Annotated in this window: 16 protein-coding genes; 6 read left to right on the plus strand and 10 right to left on the minus strand. The window is 69.3% G+C overall.

Translation table 11 applies throughout. The features are described from left to right. Positions 1–29 precede the first annotated feature (29 nt). Positions 30–947, plus strand: a complete 918-nt coding sequence (locus BCF44_RS10330) for a serine hydrolase (protein WP_116173959.1) — start codon at positions 30–32, stop codon at positions 945–947. On the opposite strand, the gene BCF44_RS10335 is transcribed toward BCF44_RS10330, so the two are convergent. From BCF44_RS10335 to BCF44_RS10360, 6 genes are all read right to left on the minus strand, one after another. Then, the gene (locus BCF44_RS10335; protein WP_116173960.1) at positions 937–1749 is read right to left on the minus strand and encodes an ATP-binding cassette domain-containing protein; all 813 of its coding nucleotides are present in this window, start codon (positions 1747–1749) and stop codon (positions 937–939) included. The two genes, BCF44_RS10330 and BCF44_RS10335, sit on opposite strands and share 11 nt — an antisense overlap. Then, the gene (locus BCF44_RS10340) at positions 1746–2708 is read right to left on the minus strand and encodes an ABC transporter ATP-binding protein (RefSeq protein ID WP_211352969.1); all 963 of its coding nucleotides are present in this window, start codon (positions 2706–2708) and stop codon (positions 1746–1748) included. Before BCF44_RS10340 ends, BCF44_RS10335 begins: the two co-directional genes overlap by 4 nt. Then, positions 2689–3504, minus strand: a complete 816-nt coding sequence (locus tag BCF44_RS10345; RefSeq protein WP_116173961.1) for an ABC transporter permease — start codon at positions 3502–3504, stop codon at positions 2689–2691. The genes BCF44_RS10340 and BCF44_RS10345 overlap by 20 nt, the downstream gene beginning before the upstream one ends. Then, positions 3501–4442, minus strand: coding sequence for an ABC transporter permease (locus BCF44_RS10350; protein WP_116173962.1), 942 nt, complete (start codon positions 4440–4442; stop codon positions 3501–3503). Before BCF44_RS10350 ends, BCF44_RS10345 begins: the two co-directional genes overlap by 4 nt. Beyond that, positions 4442–5902 carry an ABC transporter substrate-binding protein gene (locus BCF44_RS10355; protein WP_116174284.1) on the minus strand — a complete coding sequence of 487 codons (1461 nt, stop codon included), beginning with the start codon at positions 5900–5902 and terminating at the stop codon, positions 4442–4444. Before BCF44_RS10355 ends, BCF44_RS10350 begins: the two co-directional genes overlap by 1 nt. Before the next feature lie 120 nt (positions 5903–6022). Continuing rightward, a complete protein-coding gene (locus BCF44_RS10360; protein ID WP_116173963.1) occupies positions 6023–7045 on the minus strand; it encodes a LacI family DNA-binding transcriptional regulator in 1023 nt (340 codons plus the stop codon). A 100-nt stretch (positions 7046–7145) separates the two neighbouring features. Between BCF44_RS10360 and BCF44_RS10365 the strand changes: the two genes are divergently transcribed. From BCF44_RS10365 to arfA, 4 genes are read left to right on the plus strand one after another with little or no spacing between them, the layout of a single operon-like run. After that, positions 7146–8342 (plus strand): extracellular solute-binding protein, encoded by a 1197-nt coding sequence (locus tag BCF44_RS10365; RefSeq protein ID WP_211352970.1) that lies wholly within the window; start codon positions 7146–7148, stop codon positions 8340–8342. Further along, on the plus strand, positions 8339–9181 hold the full coding sequence (locus BCF44_RS10370) for a carbohydrate ABC transporter permease (RefSeq protein WP_116173964.1): 843 nt from the start codon (positions 8339–8341) through the stop codon (positions 9179–9181). Before BCF44_RS10365 ends, BCF44_RS10370 begins: the two co-directional genes overlap by 4 nt. Next, positions 9178–9957, plus strand: coding sequence for a carbohydrate ABC transporter permease (locus BCF44_RS10375; RefSeq protein WP_116173965.1), 780 nt, complete (start codon positions 9178–9180; stop codon positions 9955–9957). Before BCF44_RS10370 ends, BCF44_RS10375 begins: the two co-directional genes overlap by 4 nt. A gap of 7 nt (positions 9958–9964) precedes the next feature. After that, positions 9965–11464 carry an arabinosylfuranosidase ArfA gene (gene arfA / locus BCF44_RS10380; protein WP_116173966.1) on the plus strand — a complete coding sequence of 500 codons (1500 nt, stop codon included), beginning with the start codon at positions 9965–9967 and terminating at the stop codon, positions 11462–11464. A gap of 274 nt (positions 11465–11738) precedes the next feature. On the opposite strand, the gene BCF44_RS10385 is transcribed toward arfA, so the two are convergent. The 3 genes from BCF44_RS10385 to BCF44_RS10395 are packed head-to-tail and all read right to left on the minus strand — an operon-like array spanning position 11739 to position 14503. Next, a complete protein-coding gene (locus BCF44_RS10385; RefSeq protein WP_246014928.1) occupies positions 11739–12674 on the minus strand; it encodes a chitinase in 936 nt (311 codons plus the stop codon). Next, complete coding sequence (locus BCF44_RS10390; RefSeq protein WP_246014929.1) at positions 12671–13612, minus strand: glycosyl hydrolase family 18 protein; 942 nt, start codon at positions 13610–13612, stop codon at positions 12671–12673. The genes BCF44_RS10385 and BCF44_RS10390 overlap by 4 nt, the downstream gene beginning before the upstream one ends. A 36-nt stretch (positions 13613–13648) precedes the next feature. Continuing rightward, complete coding sequence (locus BCF44_RS10395; RefSeq protein ID WP_116174288.1) at positions 13649–14503, minus strand: glycoside hydrolase family 16 protein; 855 nt, start codon at positions 14501–14503, stop codon at positions 13649–13651. 454 nt (positions 14504–14957) lie between these two features. Here BCF44_RS10395 and BCF44_RS10400 point away from each other — a divergent pair, with 454 nt between their 5' ends. Beyond that, positions 14958–15872 (plus strand): nitrilase-related carbon-nitrogen hydrolase, encoded by a 915-nt coding sequence (locus BCF44_RS10400; RefSeq protein WP_116173967.1) that lies wholly within the window; start codon positions 14958–14960, stop codon positions 15870–15872. 66 nt (positions 15873–15938) lie between these two features. On the opposite strand, the gene BCF44_RS10405 is transcribed toward BCF44_RS10400, so the two are convergent. Further along, positions 15939–17183 carry an SAM-dependent methyltransferase gene (locus BCF44_RS10405; protein WP_116173968.1) on the minus strand — a complete coding sequence of 415 codons (1245 nt, stop codon included), beginning with the start codon at positions 17181–17183 and terminating at the stop codon, positions 15939–15941. Positions 17184–17208 lie beyond the last annotated feature (25 nt).

Raw genomic sequence — 17208 nt, forward strand, 5'->3', positions numbered from 1 at the left:
TTCCCGCGCCGGCATGCGTTTGACCAGGCATGAGGCGACTTCCGGTCACACTGGCCCTGCTCGCGGCTTCGGTCGCGGTGGTGAGCGTGCTGCTGTCGGCGACGCCGGCCACGGCCAAGTTGGCCGCGGAGCGCTCGACCGTCACCACGCCCACCCCGACGACGACAACCACGACGCCGCCGACCACCACGACGACAACGCCGCCCCCGCCGGCGGTGGACCCCGTGAACATGGGCCAGATCGTCGACAAGGCCGCCAACGCCGTCGTGCCGGGCACCGAGGTCGGCGTCATGGCGGTCGACACCGACACCGGGCAGGCCGTCGCGAGCTACGGCGCGGGCACGCCGATGTACACGGCGTCCGTGGTGAAGCTGCTGATCGCCATCGACCTGCTGCGCAGCCAGAACTGGGCGCCGGACGCCGGGACCTCGGCGGAGCTGGAGCGGATGATCTCGTACAGCGACGACGACATCGCCGACGACCTGTGGGACGAGGACGGCGGGAACTCGATCATCACCCGGATGGTGTCGCTGATCGGGCTCACCGGCACGCAGGCGCCGGACGACGAGGCGCAGTGGGGCGAGGCTCTGATGTCCGCGCAGGACGTCGTCACCACGTACGAGTTCATCCGCGACGACATCCCGACGGCGGCGCAGGACGTGCTGATGACCGGCATGACGCAGGCCGCCTCCACCGCAGCCGACGGCTTCCAGCAGTACTTCGGCATCCCGACCGGCCTGGCCGGCTCGTCGTGGGCGATCAAGCAGGGCTGGATGCTGCTGATGTCCACGACGGTGCTGGACACCACCGGCATGGTCGGCCTCGGCCCGACGATGCCCTACGCGGTCGCGATCATGACCGAACTGCCGGCGGGAACGTCATGGGAGAGCGGTATGAATGCGGTATCCGCTGCCGCTGGTGCACTGAAAGCCGCATTCACGGCCTGATCAGATCCTCTGCCGTCACTCCGGACAGGGCGCCGCGCAGCGTCGGGATCGCCTGCACCAACTGCCGCGTGTACGGATGCTCCGGCGAGCGGTAGACCCTTTCCACGTCACCGATCTCGACCAGCTCGCCGGCCCGCAGCACGGCCACGGTGTCGCAGACGTGGCGGACGACGGACAGGTCGTGGGAGACGAAGACCAGCGTCAGCGCGAACTGGTCGACCAGGTCCGCCAGCAGGTTCAGGATCTGCGCCCGCACCGACACGTCCAGCGCGCTGACAGGTTCGTCGGCGACCAGGACGCGGGGCTTCGGTGCGAGCGCACGGGCCAGGGAGATGCGCTGCCGCTGACCGCCGGAGAACTGGTGCGGGAACCGGCGGCCGGCGTCGGCCGTGAGTCCGACGGCCTCCAGCAGCTCGGCGACCCGACCCTCCTGGCCGGGAATCCGTTGGGCCACCAGTGGTTCGGCGATGATGTCCCGCACCCGCATCCGCGGGTCGAGCGATCCCATCGGGTCCTGGAAGACGACCTGGAGGTCGCGTCGGAGGAAAGACAGCTGCCGCTCGGACCGGCCGTTCACGCGCTGACCGTCGAAGGTGACGGTGCCGGCGGTCGGCTGGTCGAGGCCGGCGATCAGTCGCACCAATGTGGACTTGCCGGAGCCGGACTCGCCGACGATGCCGAACCGCCGGCCCTGCTCGATCTCGAACGACACGTCCCGCAGTGCGTGCACCTCGGCGCGCGGCCCGAACGCCGACGTCCGGGACCGGCGGTAGACCCGACTCACGCTCTCGAGCTTGATCATGCGTCGCCTCCGACCGGATGCCAGCACGCGTGGCCGTGCGCCGGTTCGCCGAACCAGGGCGGCGACACCTCACACTGCTCGTCGGCGCGCGGGCAGCGGTTGCGGAACACGCAGCCGCTGGGAAACTTGCCGGCGGCCGGAACGGCGCCCGCGATGGCGTGCAAGCGGCCGCCTTCGTCAACAGTCTCCAGGTCGGAGGCGTCGAGCAAGCCTTTGGTGTAGCGGTGTTCCGGGGCGGTCAGCACCTCGGCGACCGGTCCGGACTCGACGATCCGACCGCCGTACATCACCAGCACGCGCTCGCAAACCGTTGCCACGACGGCGAGATCGTGCGTGATGAACAACAGCGCCGCCGTCCTTTCCTTTGCTCCCTTGACAATCAGGTCGAGCAGCTGCGCCTGGACCGTGACGTCGAGCGCGGTGGTAGGCTCGTCGCAGATCAGCACATCCGGGTCATTGGCGAGAGCGATGGCCAACAGCACACGTTGCCGTTGCCCGCCGGAAAGTTGGTGTGGATAGGCCCTTCCCAGTTCAGCGACATCCCGCAGGCGCACCTGTTCCAGCAGCCGCAAGGCATCCCGGTGCGCGGCGGCGCGATCGCCCACCGTGCGATGGATCAGCCGGGCCTCGGCGACCTGGTCGACGATCCGCATCGAGGGATTCAGCGCCGTCATCGGCTCCTGGAACACCATCGCCAGTCGAGAACCCCGCAGGCTCGACAGCAGGTTTTCCGAGGCCCCGACCAGATTCTCGTCGACGCCCTCGAGCCGCACCGAGCCGGCGGCCGACACGTCGTCGGACAGCAGCCCGAACACCGCCGACGCGGTCAACGACTTGCCGGAGCCGGACTCGCCGATCAGGCCGACCCGTTCGCCCCCAGCCACCGTGAAGGAGACATCACTGACCAACGGCAGTTCACCGGCCGCGATGTTCAAGCCGTCAACCTTGAGCACGGGCACCCTCCAGCCTGGGGTCGAACCGGTCACGTAGGCCGTCGCCCAGCAGCGTGAAACCGAGCACCGCCAGGGCGATCGCGACGCCCGGCACGATCAGCAGCCTCGGTTGCACGGCCAGGAGTTCCTGCGACTCCTGCAACATGCGACCCCAGGACGGCGTCGGCGGCTGCGTGCCGAGGCCGAGGTATGACAGCGCGGCCTCGGCCAGCACGGCGATGCCGAACGACACCGAGCACTGCACGATGATCAGTCCGGCGATGTTCGGCAGCACGTGCCGGACGGAGATCGCCGGCCCGGTCCGGCCGGCGGATCGCGCCGCCAGCACGTACTCCGTGCTCAGCACCTGGAGCGCGGAGGCGCGAGCGAGGCGGGCGAACGACGGCACGGTGGCGACGCCGATGGCGATCATGGCGGTCAGCGTGCTGGCCCCGAACGCGGCGCCGAACATTATCGCCAGCAGTAGCGCGGGGAAGGCGAGCACGAGGTCGTTGGCCCGCAACACGATCTCGCCGAGCCAGCGCGGGCCGGCGGCCGCGAACACGCCCAGCGGCGTGCCGACGAGCGCGGCCACGCCGACCGCGACGATGCCGACGTAGAGCGTGGTCCGCGCACCGACCATGAGCTGGCTGACCAGGTCGCGGCCGAACCGGTCCGTGCCCAGCCAGTGCGCGCCGCTCGGGCCCTGCAACCGCAGCGCCGCGTCGACCTGCGTGGGGTCGAACGGCGTCCACAGAAAGGAGATGAGAGCCGCGAGCACGATCAGCCCGACCAGCACGGCCCCGATGACGAGGTTCCTCACCGCGCCCTCCGCAGCCTCGGGTCGACGACCGTGTACAGCACGTCGACGAGGAGGTTGATGACCAACACCGCCGCCACCAGCACCATCACCACGTCCTGCACCACGATCAGGTCGCGGCTGCCGACGGCGTCCAGCAGCATGCTGCCCAGGCCTGGGATCACGAACACCCGCTCCACCACGACCGCGCCGATGAGCAGCGTCGCCAGTTGCAGGCCGAGCACCGTCATGACGGGCACGGCGGCGTTGCGCAGCCCGTGCCGGACCAGGGCCTGCGCCGGCTTGAGGCCCTTGGCGCGGGCCGTGCGGAGGTAGTCCTCGCGCAGCACGTCCAGGACGGCCGACCGGACGTACCGGGTGAGCACCGCCGCCTGCACGAGCCCGAGCGAGAGTGCCGGCAGCACAAGGCCTTTCAGGAACGCGACCGGATCGGCGTCCGGTGGCGTCCACCCGCCCGAGGGGAGGATTCTCAGCGACACCGCGAAGATCTCGACGAGCACGATGCCGGCCAGGAAGGCGGGGATCGCCGCGCCGAGCTGGCTCAGGCCGGACACGACCGTGCCGGACGCCTTGCGGTGCCTGGCCGCGGCGAGCGTGCCGAGCGGCACGGCGACGATCACCGCCACCACCGTGGCCGCGCCGACCAGCCAGAGTGTGACCTCGAACCGGTCGACCAACTGCGGGCCGATGGCGTCGCCGGTGATGTAGGAGCGGCCGAAGTTCCCGGTGAGCAGGCCGCCGACCCAGTCGGTGTACTGCGCCGGCAGCGGTCGGTCGATGCCGAACGCGTGCCGGGTCTGGGCGAGCAGCTCCGGCGTGGCGTTGACGCCCAGCGCGACCTGCGCCGGGTCGCCCGGCAGCACGGCCATGAACGCGAACACGAGAACGGAGGCGATCGCCAATGTGAGCAGGAAGATGCCGGCCTTGCGCAGCAGCGCCATCACGACCTCCCCAGCGCCGACAGGTCGAAGGCCTCGCCGACCTGGTTCGGCGGCAGCCCGGTGATGCCCTTCTTGGCGACGATCAGGTTGGGCAGCAGGAACAGCCAGTCCGCCGCGGCGTCGGCGTTGATCGTCCGCGCGACCTTCTTCATGTCGGCGATCTGCTGCTCGGGCGTACCGGCGTCGGCGTCGGCGAGCAGTTGGGTGACGGCCGGATTGTCGTAGCCCCAGTAATACTTGGGATTGCCGAAGGTCGCGATGTCGCGGGCCTCGACGTGGGCGACGATGGACATGTCGAAGTCGTGGCCGGCGAAGACCTGTTTCAGCCACACCGCAGGGAAGGCCAGCTCCTCGATGGTCGCGGTGACGCCGATCTCGGCCAGCTGGGAGCGGATCACCTGCGCGGAGTCGACCGCGTAGGGCAGGTTCGGGATGCGCAGCCGGAGGGTGAGGTGCTGCTGGCCGGCGTCGGCCAGGAGCTGCTTGGCCTTGGCCGGGTCGTACGGGTAGACGGCGGAGAGGTCCTCGTACCAGGGGTCCGAGGGCGGGACCATGCTGCCGATCAGCAGGCCCTTGCCGGCCCATGCCGTGTCCAGCAACGCCTTCCGGTCGATGCCGTACGTCAGCGCCTGGCGCACCCGCCTGTCGTCGAGCGGCGCCTTGGCGTTGTTGAAGGAGAGCACGACCTCGGCCGTGGTCGTGCCCTGGATCGTGGTGAACCGCTCGTCGCTGGCGAACTGGGCGAGCGAGTCGGGGGCCTGCACCGAGCTGATCACGTCGATCCCGTTGCTCAGCAGGGCGTTGTTCAGGGCCGTCGGGTCCTGGAAGTACTTCAGCACGACGCGTCCGTAGGCCGGCCTCGGGCCCCAGTAGCCGGGATTGGCCTTCAGCACGATCGAATCGCCGCGATTGAACCGGTCGAGCTCGTAGGGTCCGGTGCCGATCGGCGTAGTGGGGAGGTTCTTGACACCGTTGGGGGCGAACATCGCGCCGACCCGGCTGGCCATGGTGAACAGCCAGCCGTTGCTGGGCTGCTTCAGCACCACGCGGGCGTGCGTCGGGTTCACCGCCTCGACGTGGTCCACCACGTCCATCGCGGATTTGAGCGAGATGGTCCAGTCGGTGTGGACGCGGTCGATGCTGAACTTGACCGTGTCGGCGGTGAACGGCTCGCCGTCGGTGAAGGTGACGTTCGGCCGGAGCTGGAAGTCGTAGGTGCGGCGGTCCGGGCTGACCGTCCAGGACGTCGCCAGCTGCGGCACGACGGCGCCGTTCGCGTCCAGGCGCACCAGCCCCTGGTAGACGTTGTCGAGCAGGGCCTGCGGGATCGCCGCGCCGTCCGTCCGGGTGAAGTCGAGGTTCGCGGGCGGGGCCGTGAAGCCGATGGTGATCGCGTCGGCGCTCGGCGACGAGTAGGCGGTCGAGCCCGCCGAGCAGCCGGCGAGGGCGGCGACCAGCATGATGGCGAGCAGCGCACGGACCACGTGATCACCCTAGCCAGGGTGACGTGCGGTGTCCTGGTGTGCTCGTCACATTCGCGCGGGCGCCCGAGACCTACGTTCGATGTGCCTGGCCGTGTTTCATTCCTGGGCGAGCCCGCGGAGGTGGGTGCTTTCGCGGACGAGGAGGGTGTGGCGGGCGGTGACCGATCGGGGTGGGGTGGCCAGGCCGTTGACGCGTTCCAGCAGCATGGTCACGGCCGCTTCGGCGATCTGGGTCTTGTCGGGGGCGATGGTGGTGAGGGTGGGGGTGCTGAACCGGCCGTCCTCGATGTCGTCGACGCCGACGATGGCGACGTCCGCCGGCACCCGCAGTCCGGCGGCGAGCAGGGTGCGCAGAGCGCCCAATGCGAGCAGGTCGTTGAAACAGAGCACGGCATCCGGCGGGTCGGCCAGGGACAGCAGCAGTCGCATGGCTGCCGCGCCATCGGGGCGGTGGTAGGACTCGGCGGGCACCACCAGTTCGGGGTCGTACTCGACGCCGGCGGCGGCGAGCGCCTCTCGGTAGCCCTGGAGGCGCAGAGTGGCAGTGCCGCCGGGTGACACCCGCTGGTCGCCAATGGCCGCGACCCGCCGCCGGCCCAGGCCCAGCAGGTGCTCGGTGGCCTCCCGGGCGGCGGTGACGTTGTCGATGGCGACCAGGTCGGCGGTGCCGGGGCCCACCTGCTCGCCCAGCAGCACGAGCGGCAGGTCGGCGCGCAGCCCGGCGAGGTACTCGGCGTCCAGCGTGAGCGGGCTGATGATCAGGCCGTCGATGGTGCGGGACCGGGCGCCGGACGAGGTGAGCCGCTCGCGGTCGCCCCGGCCGTCGGTCTGGTCGATCAGCACGGACCAGGACTCCCGCTCGGCGGCCCCGATGATCTCCTCGGCCAGCTCGGCGAAGTACGGGATGCCCAGCTCGGGCAGGGCCAGCCCGATGATGCCGGACCGGCCGTAGCGCAGGTGCCGGGCGGTCAGGTTGGGCCGGTAGCCGAGCTGGTCGATGGCCTCCTGGACGCGGCTGCGGGTCGCCTCGCTGACGTGCTGGTACTCGTTGACCACGTTCGACACGGTCTTGACCGAGACCCCAGCCAGTCTGGCCACGTCCTTCAGGCTGGCGCCCACCCCGCTCCTCCTCCTGCCGCCGCCATCTTCCCCGGTACCCGACAGTACGGCTACTCTCGCCACGAGTCGGTTTACAACGTTGCAAAAGAGGAGGCCGCCGGTGAACCGTCGCACGTTCCTGCTGGCCGGGGCGGCCTTGGCCGCGACGACCGGCTCGGCCTGCTCGGGATCGGCGGGCCTGGAGTACTGGAACCTGTTCGGCGGCGGCGACGGCAGCCGGATGACGGAGATGGTCGGCGCGATCGGCACCCGCTTGGACGCGGTGACGCTGGCCTGGGGCACGCCGTACTACACCAAGCTGGCGATGGCGGCGGCCGGCGGCCGCGCGCCCGACCTGGCGATCTTGCACCTGTCGCGGATGCCGGGCTTCGCGCCGCTGGGCCTGCTCGACCCGTTCGACGGCGACCTGCTCGCCGCGCACGGCCTGACCTCGGACCGATTCCCGGAGGCGGTCTGGAGCCGGGCGCGCCACAACGGCCGCACCTACGCGGTGCCGCTGGACACGCATCCGCTGGTCCTCTTCTACAACACGGAACTGTGCGGCAAGGCCGGCCTTCTCGAGAACGGCCGGTTGAAACCGATCCGCGGCCCCGAACAACTGCTCGACGCGTTCGGTAAGGCGGGACTCGCGCTCGCAGCGGCGCGGGACGTCAATCCGTGGCGGCTGTTCTGGACGCTCTACCGCCAACAGAACGGCGAAGGCCCGCTCGACGACGCCAAGGCACTGACCGCCCTGCGGTTGCTCGCGAAAGTCGGCGCCACAACCAGATTCACCGACAACAACGCGGCGGTGGCGCTGTTCGGCAGCGGTCAGGCCGGCTTCTTCTGGAATGGCGAATGGGAGCTGCCGACGTTCCAGGAGCAGCACATGCCGTTCGACGTGGCCCCGTTCCCTCAGGTCTACGAACGGCCGGCGGTGCACGCCGACTCGCACGCGTTTGTCCTGCCGCACCAGCGAAATCGCGACCCCCAACGGACCGAGCGGACCGTGGCAGCCATCGCCGAACTCATCGAGAACAGCCTCACCTGGGCCCGCGGCGGGCACATCCCGGCCTACCAACCCGTGGCGACCTCGCCGGCGTACCTGAAGCTGTTGCCGCAGGCGAACTACCGGTCCGAGGCGGCGGAGGTGGAGCTGGATCCGGCGGTGTGGTTCGCGGGGGCGGCGTCCGATCTCCAGAGCGCGGCGGGTGCCACGATCGGGTCCGTGCTGGGCGGCACCATGTCGCCAGAAGGTGCGCTGGACGCACTGAAAGCGACATTGGTACGCCTCCAGAACACACCGAGGCCGTCATGAAACGGTCGGGGTTCTGGTTCGTCGCGCCGTTCCTGGTGCTCTACGTGGCGTTCCTGATCGTGCCGATGGTCATCGGCCTGGGCGCGAGCGTCACCGACGATGGCATCACCGGCCACGCGAGGTTCGTCGGCGCGGCCAACTACGTCGAACTGTTCGGCGATCCCGCCGTCTGGAGCTCGCTGTGGCACACGCTGATCTTCACGGTGACCAGCACGCCGGTGATCGTGCTGGTCGGCCTGGGCATGGCGCTGCTGGCCAACCGCATGGCGCCGGAGCGGTGGCTGTACCGGCTGGCGTTCTTCGCGCCGTACCTGCTGCCGGTTTCCGTGGTGGTGCTGATCTGGAACTGGCTCTACCAGCCGGGATTCGGCCTGATCAACGATGCCCTCACCCGGCTGGGGCTGCACGAGGTCGGCTGGCTGTCCACCGACGGCATGGCGATGACGTCGATCGTGATCACCACCGTGTGGTGGACCGCCGGTTTCGGCTTCCTGCTCTATCTGGCGGCATTGCAGGAGATCCCCCGCCAGCTCTATGAGGCCTCAGCCCTCGACGGGGCGACACCGTTCCAGCAGTTGCGCCGGATCACGCTGCCGCTGCTGTCCCGCACGCACCAACTGGTGATCGTGTTGCAGGTCCTCGCCTCGCTCAAGGTGTTCGACCAGATCTACCTGCTGAGCGGCCAGGGCGGCATCCCGGGCGTGCGCAGCATCGTCCAGTACATCTACGAAAGCGGCTTCACCCGGTTCCGTATCGGCTACGCCTCGGCGATCTCCTACGTGTTCTTCGCACTGATCGCCGTGGTCGCCCTGGTGCACTTCCGGCTGGTGAAACGATGAGGGCGCTGGCCGTCGTGCTGGCGGCGATCTGGCTGATCCCGCTGGCCTGGGCGCTGGACACGGCGCTGAAACCGGAGTCGGAGACAACCCGGATCCCGGTGAGCTGGTTTGCCGACGGCATGAGCCTGGACGCGTTCGGTCGGGTCTTCGCCGACGGAGACGTCCTGGCCTGGCTGGGAAACAGCCTGCTGGTCGGCATCGCCGTCACGGCGCTGACGGTCGCCGTGACCAGCCTGGCCGCCTACGGCCTGTCCCGGACCTGGTTCCGCGGCCGGTCGGTCGTGCTGGCGCTGCTGATCGCCGGCATCCTGGTGCCGCCGCAGGTGCTGATCGTGCCGCTGTTCGCCGAGATGGTCGGGCTGGGCCTCGCCGACACGTACTGGGCGCTGATCCTCCCGCAGGTGGTCCTGCCCGCGATGGTGTACGTGTTGAAGAAGTTCTTCGACGGCGTGCCCAGGGAACTGGAGGAGGCGGCGGTGGTCGACGGGGCCGGGCGGCTGCGGGTGTACTGGAGCCTGATGCTGCCGCTGGCCCGCCCCGCGCTGGCCGCCGTCGCCATCTTCACGTTTGTCACCACGTGGAACAACTTCCTGTGGCCGTTCGTGGCCGTCAGCGACCCGCACCTGATGACGTTCCCGGTGGGGCTGGCGACCGTGCAGAGTTCCTACGGAGTCCGGTACGCCCAGGTTCTGGCCGCCGCACTGCTGGGCGGGCTGCCGCTGGTGGCCCTGTTCCTGGCGTTCCAGCGGCAGCTGGTGACCGCGATCAAAGGATGAGAACACGGTGCGACAGGCACGACTGACGCTCGACCCCGGCTTCGCCGTCGGCGACGTGGACCCCCGGCTGTTCGGCTCGTTCGTGGAGCACATGGGGCGCTGCGTGTACACCGGCGTCTTCGAGCCGGGGCACCCGACCGCCGACGAGGACGGCTTCCGCGGCGACGTGCTGGATCTGGTGCGGGAACTGGGCGTGACGACGGTCCGGTATCCCGGCGGCAACTTCGTCTCGGGCTACCGCTGGGAGGACGGCGTCGGGCCGCGGGGCGAGCGGCCGAGCCGGTTCGACCTGGCGTGGCGGCAGATCGAGTCGAACGAGTTCGGGCTCAACGAGTTCATGCGGTGGTCGCGCAAGGCCGGCGTGACGCCGATGATGGCCGTCAACCTGGGGACGCGCGGCGTGCGGGAGGCCGCGGATCTGGTGGAGTACTGCAACTTTCCCGGCGGCACGGCGCTTTCCGACCTGCGGGCCAAGCACGGTCACCCCGAGCCGCACGGGATTTCGTTGTGGTGCCTGGGGAACGAGATGGACGGCCCGTGGCAGATGGGGCACAAGACGGCGGACGAGTACGGTCGGCTGGCCAACGAGACGGCCAAGGCCATGCGCATTGTCGATCCCGGCATCGAGCTGGTGGCGTGCGGGAGTTCGAACAGCGGCATGTCCACGTTCGGGGCGTGGGAGGCAACCGTCCTCGAGCACACTTACGAGAACGTGGACTACGTGTCGCTGCACGCCTACTACGAGGAGCGGGACGGCGATCTCGGCAGCTTCCTGGCCAGCTCGGTGGACATGGACCAGTTCATCAGCGCCGTGGTGGCGACGTGTGATCACGTCGGCGCGAAGCTGCGCAACCGCAAGCGGATCCGGCTGTCGTTCGACGAGTGGAACGTCTGGTACATGAGCCGGTTCGTCGGCGAGCGGAACCTGGCGGCCGAGCGGGTGCCGCGCCTGATCGAGGACAACTACCACGTCGCCGACGCCGTGGTAGTCGGCTCGCTGCTGATCACTCTGCTGCGGCACGCCGATCGCGTTTCCGTTGCGTGCCAGGCACAGCTGGCCAACGTGATCGCGCCGATCCTGACCGAGCCGGGCGGCGGCTCCTGCCGTCAGACGATCTTCTTCCCGTTCGCCGACGCCGCGCGGTACGCCCGGGGGCGGGTGCTGCGGGTGGAGCCGGACTCGCCGCGCTACGAGACGGCGCGGTTCGGCGATGTGCCGCTGCTGGAGGCCGTGGCGACCCAGGACGGCGACGAGGTGGTGCTGTTCGCCGTGAACCGGTCGGTGGAGGAATCGCTGGGGTTGACCGCGAATCTCCGCGCCCTGCCGGGGTTGCGGGTGGTCGAGCACGTCGTGCTGGCCGAGGACGACCGGTCGCTGACCAACACGGTGGCGGAGCCCGATCGGGTCCGGCCGCGCCAGGTCAGCGGCTCGTCCATTGAAGACGGCGAGTTGACGGCCGAGCTGCCGGCGCTGTCGTGGAACATGATCAGGATGAGCAGCGTGTGACACACGGCCGTGTACAGGATGCGATCGGCGATACGTTGTCGCCGATCGCATCCGAGGGGAGGAACGCCCGGACGCCCGGACGCCCGGCCCGCCGCCGCCCCGAAATCGGTCGTTGATGATCGAAATGAGCAGCCCCCGAATCAATCCTAGTGGGGAGGGCTGACAATTCGGGGTGGCCGGCCGGTGCAGGACCGGCGGCCACCCCGAATTGTCAGCCCCCTGTGGTTGGATTACTGCGTTGAATTCTCGAGGGGGAGGCTGCTTCGAACGGCCGTCACTTGAACTCGTCGGCGAAGGCCAGAGGGCTCTGGTTCACGCCGCTGCACGTGGGCGACGCCTGCGGCGCGAAGGCCGAGCACGACTGGTCCCGGTTGATGGACCAGAAGGCCAGCCGGCCGATGCCGTTGGAGTCGGCCCAGCTCTTGACGGTCTTGGCGTCGTCCAAGGTGAACGTGGAGTTGTCGTCGTTGGTGCCGATCATCGGGGTGATGCCGACGTTGCCGTAGCCGTAGCTGCCGTCCACGCCCTGCATCTGGGACAGGGTGTGCTGCGCGGCCTGGATCGCGGCCTGGCCCATGTCCTGGGTGCCGTCGTAGTAGTCCATGGCCATGATGTTGACGTTGTCGATCTTGACGCCGGCGTCGTGGGCGGCCTTGACCACGTTGACGCCATCCTGGGTGAGCCCGCTCGGCAGCACGGCCAGCGTGACCGAGAAGGTGAGCCCAGGGTTCTTGGCCTTGAGGTCCTTCATCGCGGCCATCTGCCGCGCGGCCGCGGCGGTGTCGGCGACGGCGGCGCCCTCGACGTCGAAGTCCAGCGAGGTCACGCCGTAGGAATCGATGATCTTCTGGTAGCCATTCTCGATCGCTCCTTGGTCGGTGCATGTCCAGGCCAGCGGCTCGCCCGCCGCGCCGCCGGAAGAGATGATCACGGAGGCGCCCTCGGACTTCGCCTTGCTTATGGCGGCATCGGTGTTCGGGTCGTTGCCCACGGGCAACGTGTCGCCCCAGATCTCGTCGCAGCCCTGGCCGATGACGAACGCGGCGGTGAACGCCTTGACGCCGTGCTGGCCGATCGCGGTGTCCAGCAACGACTCCGTCGAGTTCGACATGTCGGTGTACGGGGCGAAACCGTCGCCGGAAACGGCATGGGCGGGCGCGGCCAAGCCGATGAGCGCAACCGCGGTGACGGCGGGCAGCAGTCGCTTCACGCGGCACCCCCGGAGATCTTGTTGAAAATCGTCGAATACGCGTATCCGGTGGCCTTGTCGTAGCTGGCGACCTCCCAGAAGGCCAGCAGCTGCACGCCGTTCGAGGCGGCGAAGTCCTCCAACTGGGACGCGTCGTCCTGGCTGAAGGTCTCGTTGTCGTCGTTCTTGCCGGCGATCGGCGTGATACCGAGCCTGCCGTACGCCTCGGAACCGGAAATGCCGTACAGCCCGGCGAGCTGGCCGCTGGTCGCCTTCGCCGCCGAAAGCGCGTCGTTCAACGCGTTCTCGCCGTCGCCGAAGTCCATGGCCATGATGTCCACGGCGCTCACGTTGACGCCCTTGGACTTGGCGTCCTGGAGCACGCCCATCTCCTGTCCGGGCAGGCCATCCGGGGCGACGGCCAGCGTGTAGTCCACCTGCACCGCGGGATTCTGCTGCTGCAACGCGGCCAGCGCCTGGTTGCGACGCTCGTTGGCGGCGGAGTCGCCGAGCGTGCCGCCCTCGATGTCGAAGTCCAGCCGGGTGATGCCGTACGTCGTGACGATGTTCGCGTAGGCGGCGGTCAGGTCCGACACCGACGTGCAGGTCTGGGCCAGCTCACCGCCCTCGGCCCCGCCGAAGGAGATGATCACGTCACCGCCCTTGGCCTGGAGATCCTTGATCTGTGACGAGTAGGAGCCGACCGGCGTGCCGCCGGACTCCCACTTCGCGGTGCATCCGTTGTCCGGTATGAGAAACGCAAGCGTGTAGTGACTGGTGCCGCTGGCCTGCATGTCGTCGGCCATCAGGCCGGCGCTGGAATCGCTGAGTTCGAGGTACGGAGCGGCGAAGTGGGCCGGCAGCGCGGCGGACGCCGCGTGGGCCGGGGGCGCCGCGAGACCGGTGAGCGCGATGGCGAGCGCGCCGGTCAGCAGGGAGGTCTTCCGGGTGCAGGGCAATGTGCTCTCCGATAAGCGTTGGTGCAGGGGGATTTCTCAGCCGGTCGTCACGTGCACGTAGTCCACGACGAGCTGCTGCGGGAACTGCGTGCTGCCGTCCGGGTCGCCGGGCCAGTCGCCGCCGACCGCGAGGTTGAGGATGATGTAGAAGGGGTGGTCGAACACCCACTGGTTGCCGTTGACGTCCGCCGGCGTGCGGGTTTCGTACACGGCGCCGTCGACCGACCAGCTGATCTGGTTCGGCGACCAGTCCACCGCGTAGGTGTGGAAGTCGTCGGCGAAGACCGGCCCGTTGTCCGCCGCGCCGACCCCGTTCGAACCGGAGTAGCCGGGGCCGTGGATGGTGCCGTGCACGGTGTTCGGCTCGTTGCCGACGTTCTCCATGATGTCGATCTCGCCGCACTGCGGCCAGCCGGCCGAGCCGATGTTGTCGCCGAGCAGCCAGAACGCCGGCCACATGCCACGTCCGCGCGGGATCTTCATGCGGGCCTCGAAGTGCCCGTACGCCTGGGTGAACTGGCCCGCCGTGGACAGCCGGGCCGAGGTGTACTCACACGGCCCGTACCAGCACTGGTAGTTGCCGGGATTCTCCTTCTTGGCGGTGATGACCAGATTGCCCTGGCCGTCGAGCGCGGCGTTGTCCGTGCCGGACGTGTACCACTCACGCTCGTGGTTGTTGACGTTGTCGCCGGTCTCGAAGTGCCACTTGGACGTGTCGACACCCGCGCCGGCCGGACCGTCGAAGTCGTCGGTGAACGAGGCGCCGGCCGGGCTGGCCGACGCGGCGGTGACGGGCAGGATCGTCACGGCCAGCGCGGCCGCGACCAGGGCGGCGAGGCGGACTCGGATGCGGATTCGACGTGTGCGCCGCAGGGAAGGCGTCACAGTCATGATCACCTCTCAGTTCTTGTTTCCGATGCTCCCTCATGATCGGCGTGGCGGCGGTACCAGGGAGTATCCGAGGTCTAGACCATCGAGGCAAGGGTTTCTCAGGGGCTTCGTGCAAGTCGCGCGGAAACTGCGGGGAGGGAGTACATTGCGCGCGGGGGCGACAGGAGAGGCGACCGCAGGCAGGTGGTACGAGAGCCGAGCGGTCAGCGCTGAGCAAACGCGGACGGTGAAGCGGGAGCGGTCAGGTGGTCCACGCGCGGGCAAGCGCAGACACGTGATGCGAAAGCCGGGCGCAGGCTGGTGATTGCGTAGGGGCGAGCGCGGGCGGTCATTGTGGAGGGCCGCCGCACCGACGGCCGGGCGGTGATTTTCGGGAGGGCCCGGTCCACCGAACGGCCGATCATGTCCCGTCCGGACATTGCCAAGCCGGCGGGCGGCTCATACCGTCGCGGGCATGGCTATCCTGACCGCCGCCGTCGTGCAGGCGTCCGCGCCCCTGTTCGACACGCCCGCGGCGTTATCCCGGGCCGAGGGGCTGATCCGCGAGGCGGCCAGGACCAACGGGGCCCAGGTCATCGTGCTGCCGGAGGCGTTCCTCGGCGGCTACCCCAAGGGCCTGGACTTCGACATCACCGTGGGCCGGCGGACCGACGCGGGCCGCGAACTGTTCCGGCGGTACCACGCGGCGGCGATCGAGGTGCCGGGGCCGGAGGTGCAGGCCCTGGCGGCGGTGACCAGGGAACTGGGCGTGCACGCGGTGGTCGGCGCGGTCGAGCGCCAGGGCGGCACGCTGTACTGCGTGGCCCTGTTCTTCGGCCCGACCGGCTACCTCGGCCTGCACCGCAAGCTGATGCCGACGGCCGCGGAACGCTACCTGTGGGGCCAGGGCGACGGCTCCACGCTCCCGGTGATCGACACCGGCGCGGTCCGCCTCGGCGCGGCGATCTGCTGGGAGAACTACATGCCGCTGTTCCGCACCACCATGTACGCCAAGGGCGTCGAGGTGTGGTGCGCGCCGACCGTGGACGATCGCGACCAGTGGCAGGCCAGCATGCGGCACATCGCGCTGGAGGGCCGCTGTTTCGTGTTGAGCGCCAACCAGTTCCTGCGCCGCGACGGCCTGCCCGCGGACCTTCGGACCGACGACATGGACCACGTGCTGATCGGCGGCGGCTCGATGATCGTCTCACCGCTCGGCCACGTCCTCGCCGGCCCGCTGCGGGAGTGCGAGGGCATTCTCGCCGCCGATCTCGACCTGGACGACATCGCCCGCGCCCGCTTCGACTTCGACGCCGTCGGGCACTACGCCCGCGCGGACGTCTTCTCGCTGAGCGTCGACGAGTCGCCCCGCGCCGCGGTCCGCTTCTGACCCGATGCGGGGAAGGACGCCTTACCCGCGTTGAACGAGGGTAAGGCGTCCTTCCCTGCATGAAGGTCAGGCCTGCGGCGGCTCCCAGTTGGGGCGCAGCGGCATGTGCGAGGTGACGCCGTCCAGTTTCACACCGAGGATCTGGTGCAGCTGGATGTTGTTGACGTCGAAACCCCACTGGCTGGCGGCCAGGTAGAGCCGCCAGATGCGGGCCTTGGGCAGCCCGACCTCCTCGACGGCCTCGTCCCAGTGCTCGTCGAGGTTCGCGCACCAGCCGTCGAGGGTCTTGGCGTAGTGCTCGCGGATGTTCTCCGAGTGCCGGATCTCGAAGCCGGCATCGTTCATCCGGGACATCAGGTACCCGGGCCCCTCCAGTTCCCCGTCCGGGAAGATGTAGCGGGTGATGAAGCCGCCCGCCTTGAACGGGAAGTCGTCGCTGGGCCGGGTGATGCAGTGGTTGAGCAGCCGGCCGCCGTCGCGCAGCTTCGAGTACAGCGCCGAGAAGTACGCCGGCAGGTTGGCGCCGCCGATGTGCTCGGTGAGGCCGATGGAGCTGACCGCGTCGAACCCGGTCTCGGGCACGTCGCGGTAGTCCATGAACCGGACCTCGGCCAGGTCCTGCAACCCGCGCTCGACGATGGCCTTCTGCGCCCACTCGGCCTGCGACCGCGACAGCGTCACGCCCAGCGCCTTGACGCCGTAGTGCTCGGCGGCGTGCATGACCATGCCGCCCCAGCCGCAGCCGACGTCGAGCAGGCGCATGCCCTCGGTCAACCCGAGCTTGCGCGCGACCAGGTCGTGCTTGGTGAACTGGGCGGTCTCCAGCGAGGCGTCGTCGGTCGGGTAGACGGCGCAGGTGTAGGCCATGGACGGCCCGAGCACCCACTCGTAGAACCGGTTGGACACGTCGTAGTGGTGCGAGATGGCCTGCGCGTCCCGGCTCTTGGAGTGCCGCCAGCCCTTGGGCCGCGCCTCCTGCGGCGGCGGGCTGACCGGCCACCAGAACCGGTGCTTGGCCAGCAGCCCGGCCAGCTCCAGCTTGGTCTTGTTGTCCAGGCTGCCGAGCTCGATGTCGCCGAGCAGGTGGAACGTCCGGTGCAGGTCGCCGACCACCTCCAGGTGCCCGGTCACGTACGCCCGCGCCAGCCCCAGCTCGCCGGGCGCCGACGCCAGGTAGGACAGCGCGAACGGGGACCTGATCTCGATGCGGACCTCGGCGTCGGCCGGGCCGCTCCGGCTGCCGTCGTAGCCGACGAACTGGATCCGTTCGTCCGCCTTCAGCGTCCGGCTGAACAGCTCCGCTAGCCGCATGCGCGACCCCTCTCTTCCACGCCCC

Origin of the sequence: Kutzneria buriramensis (genome assembly GCF_003387475.1) — a bacterium.
Taxonomy (GTDB): Bacteria; Actinomycetota; Actinomycetes; order Mycobacteriales; family Pseudonocardiaceae; genus Kutzneria; species Kutzneria buriramensis.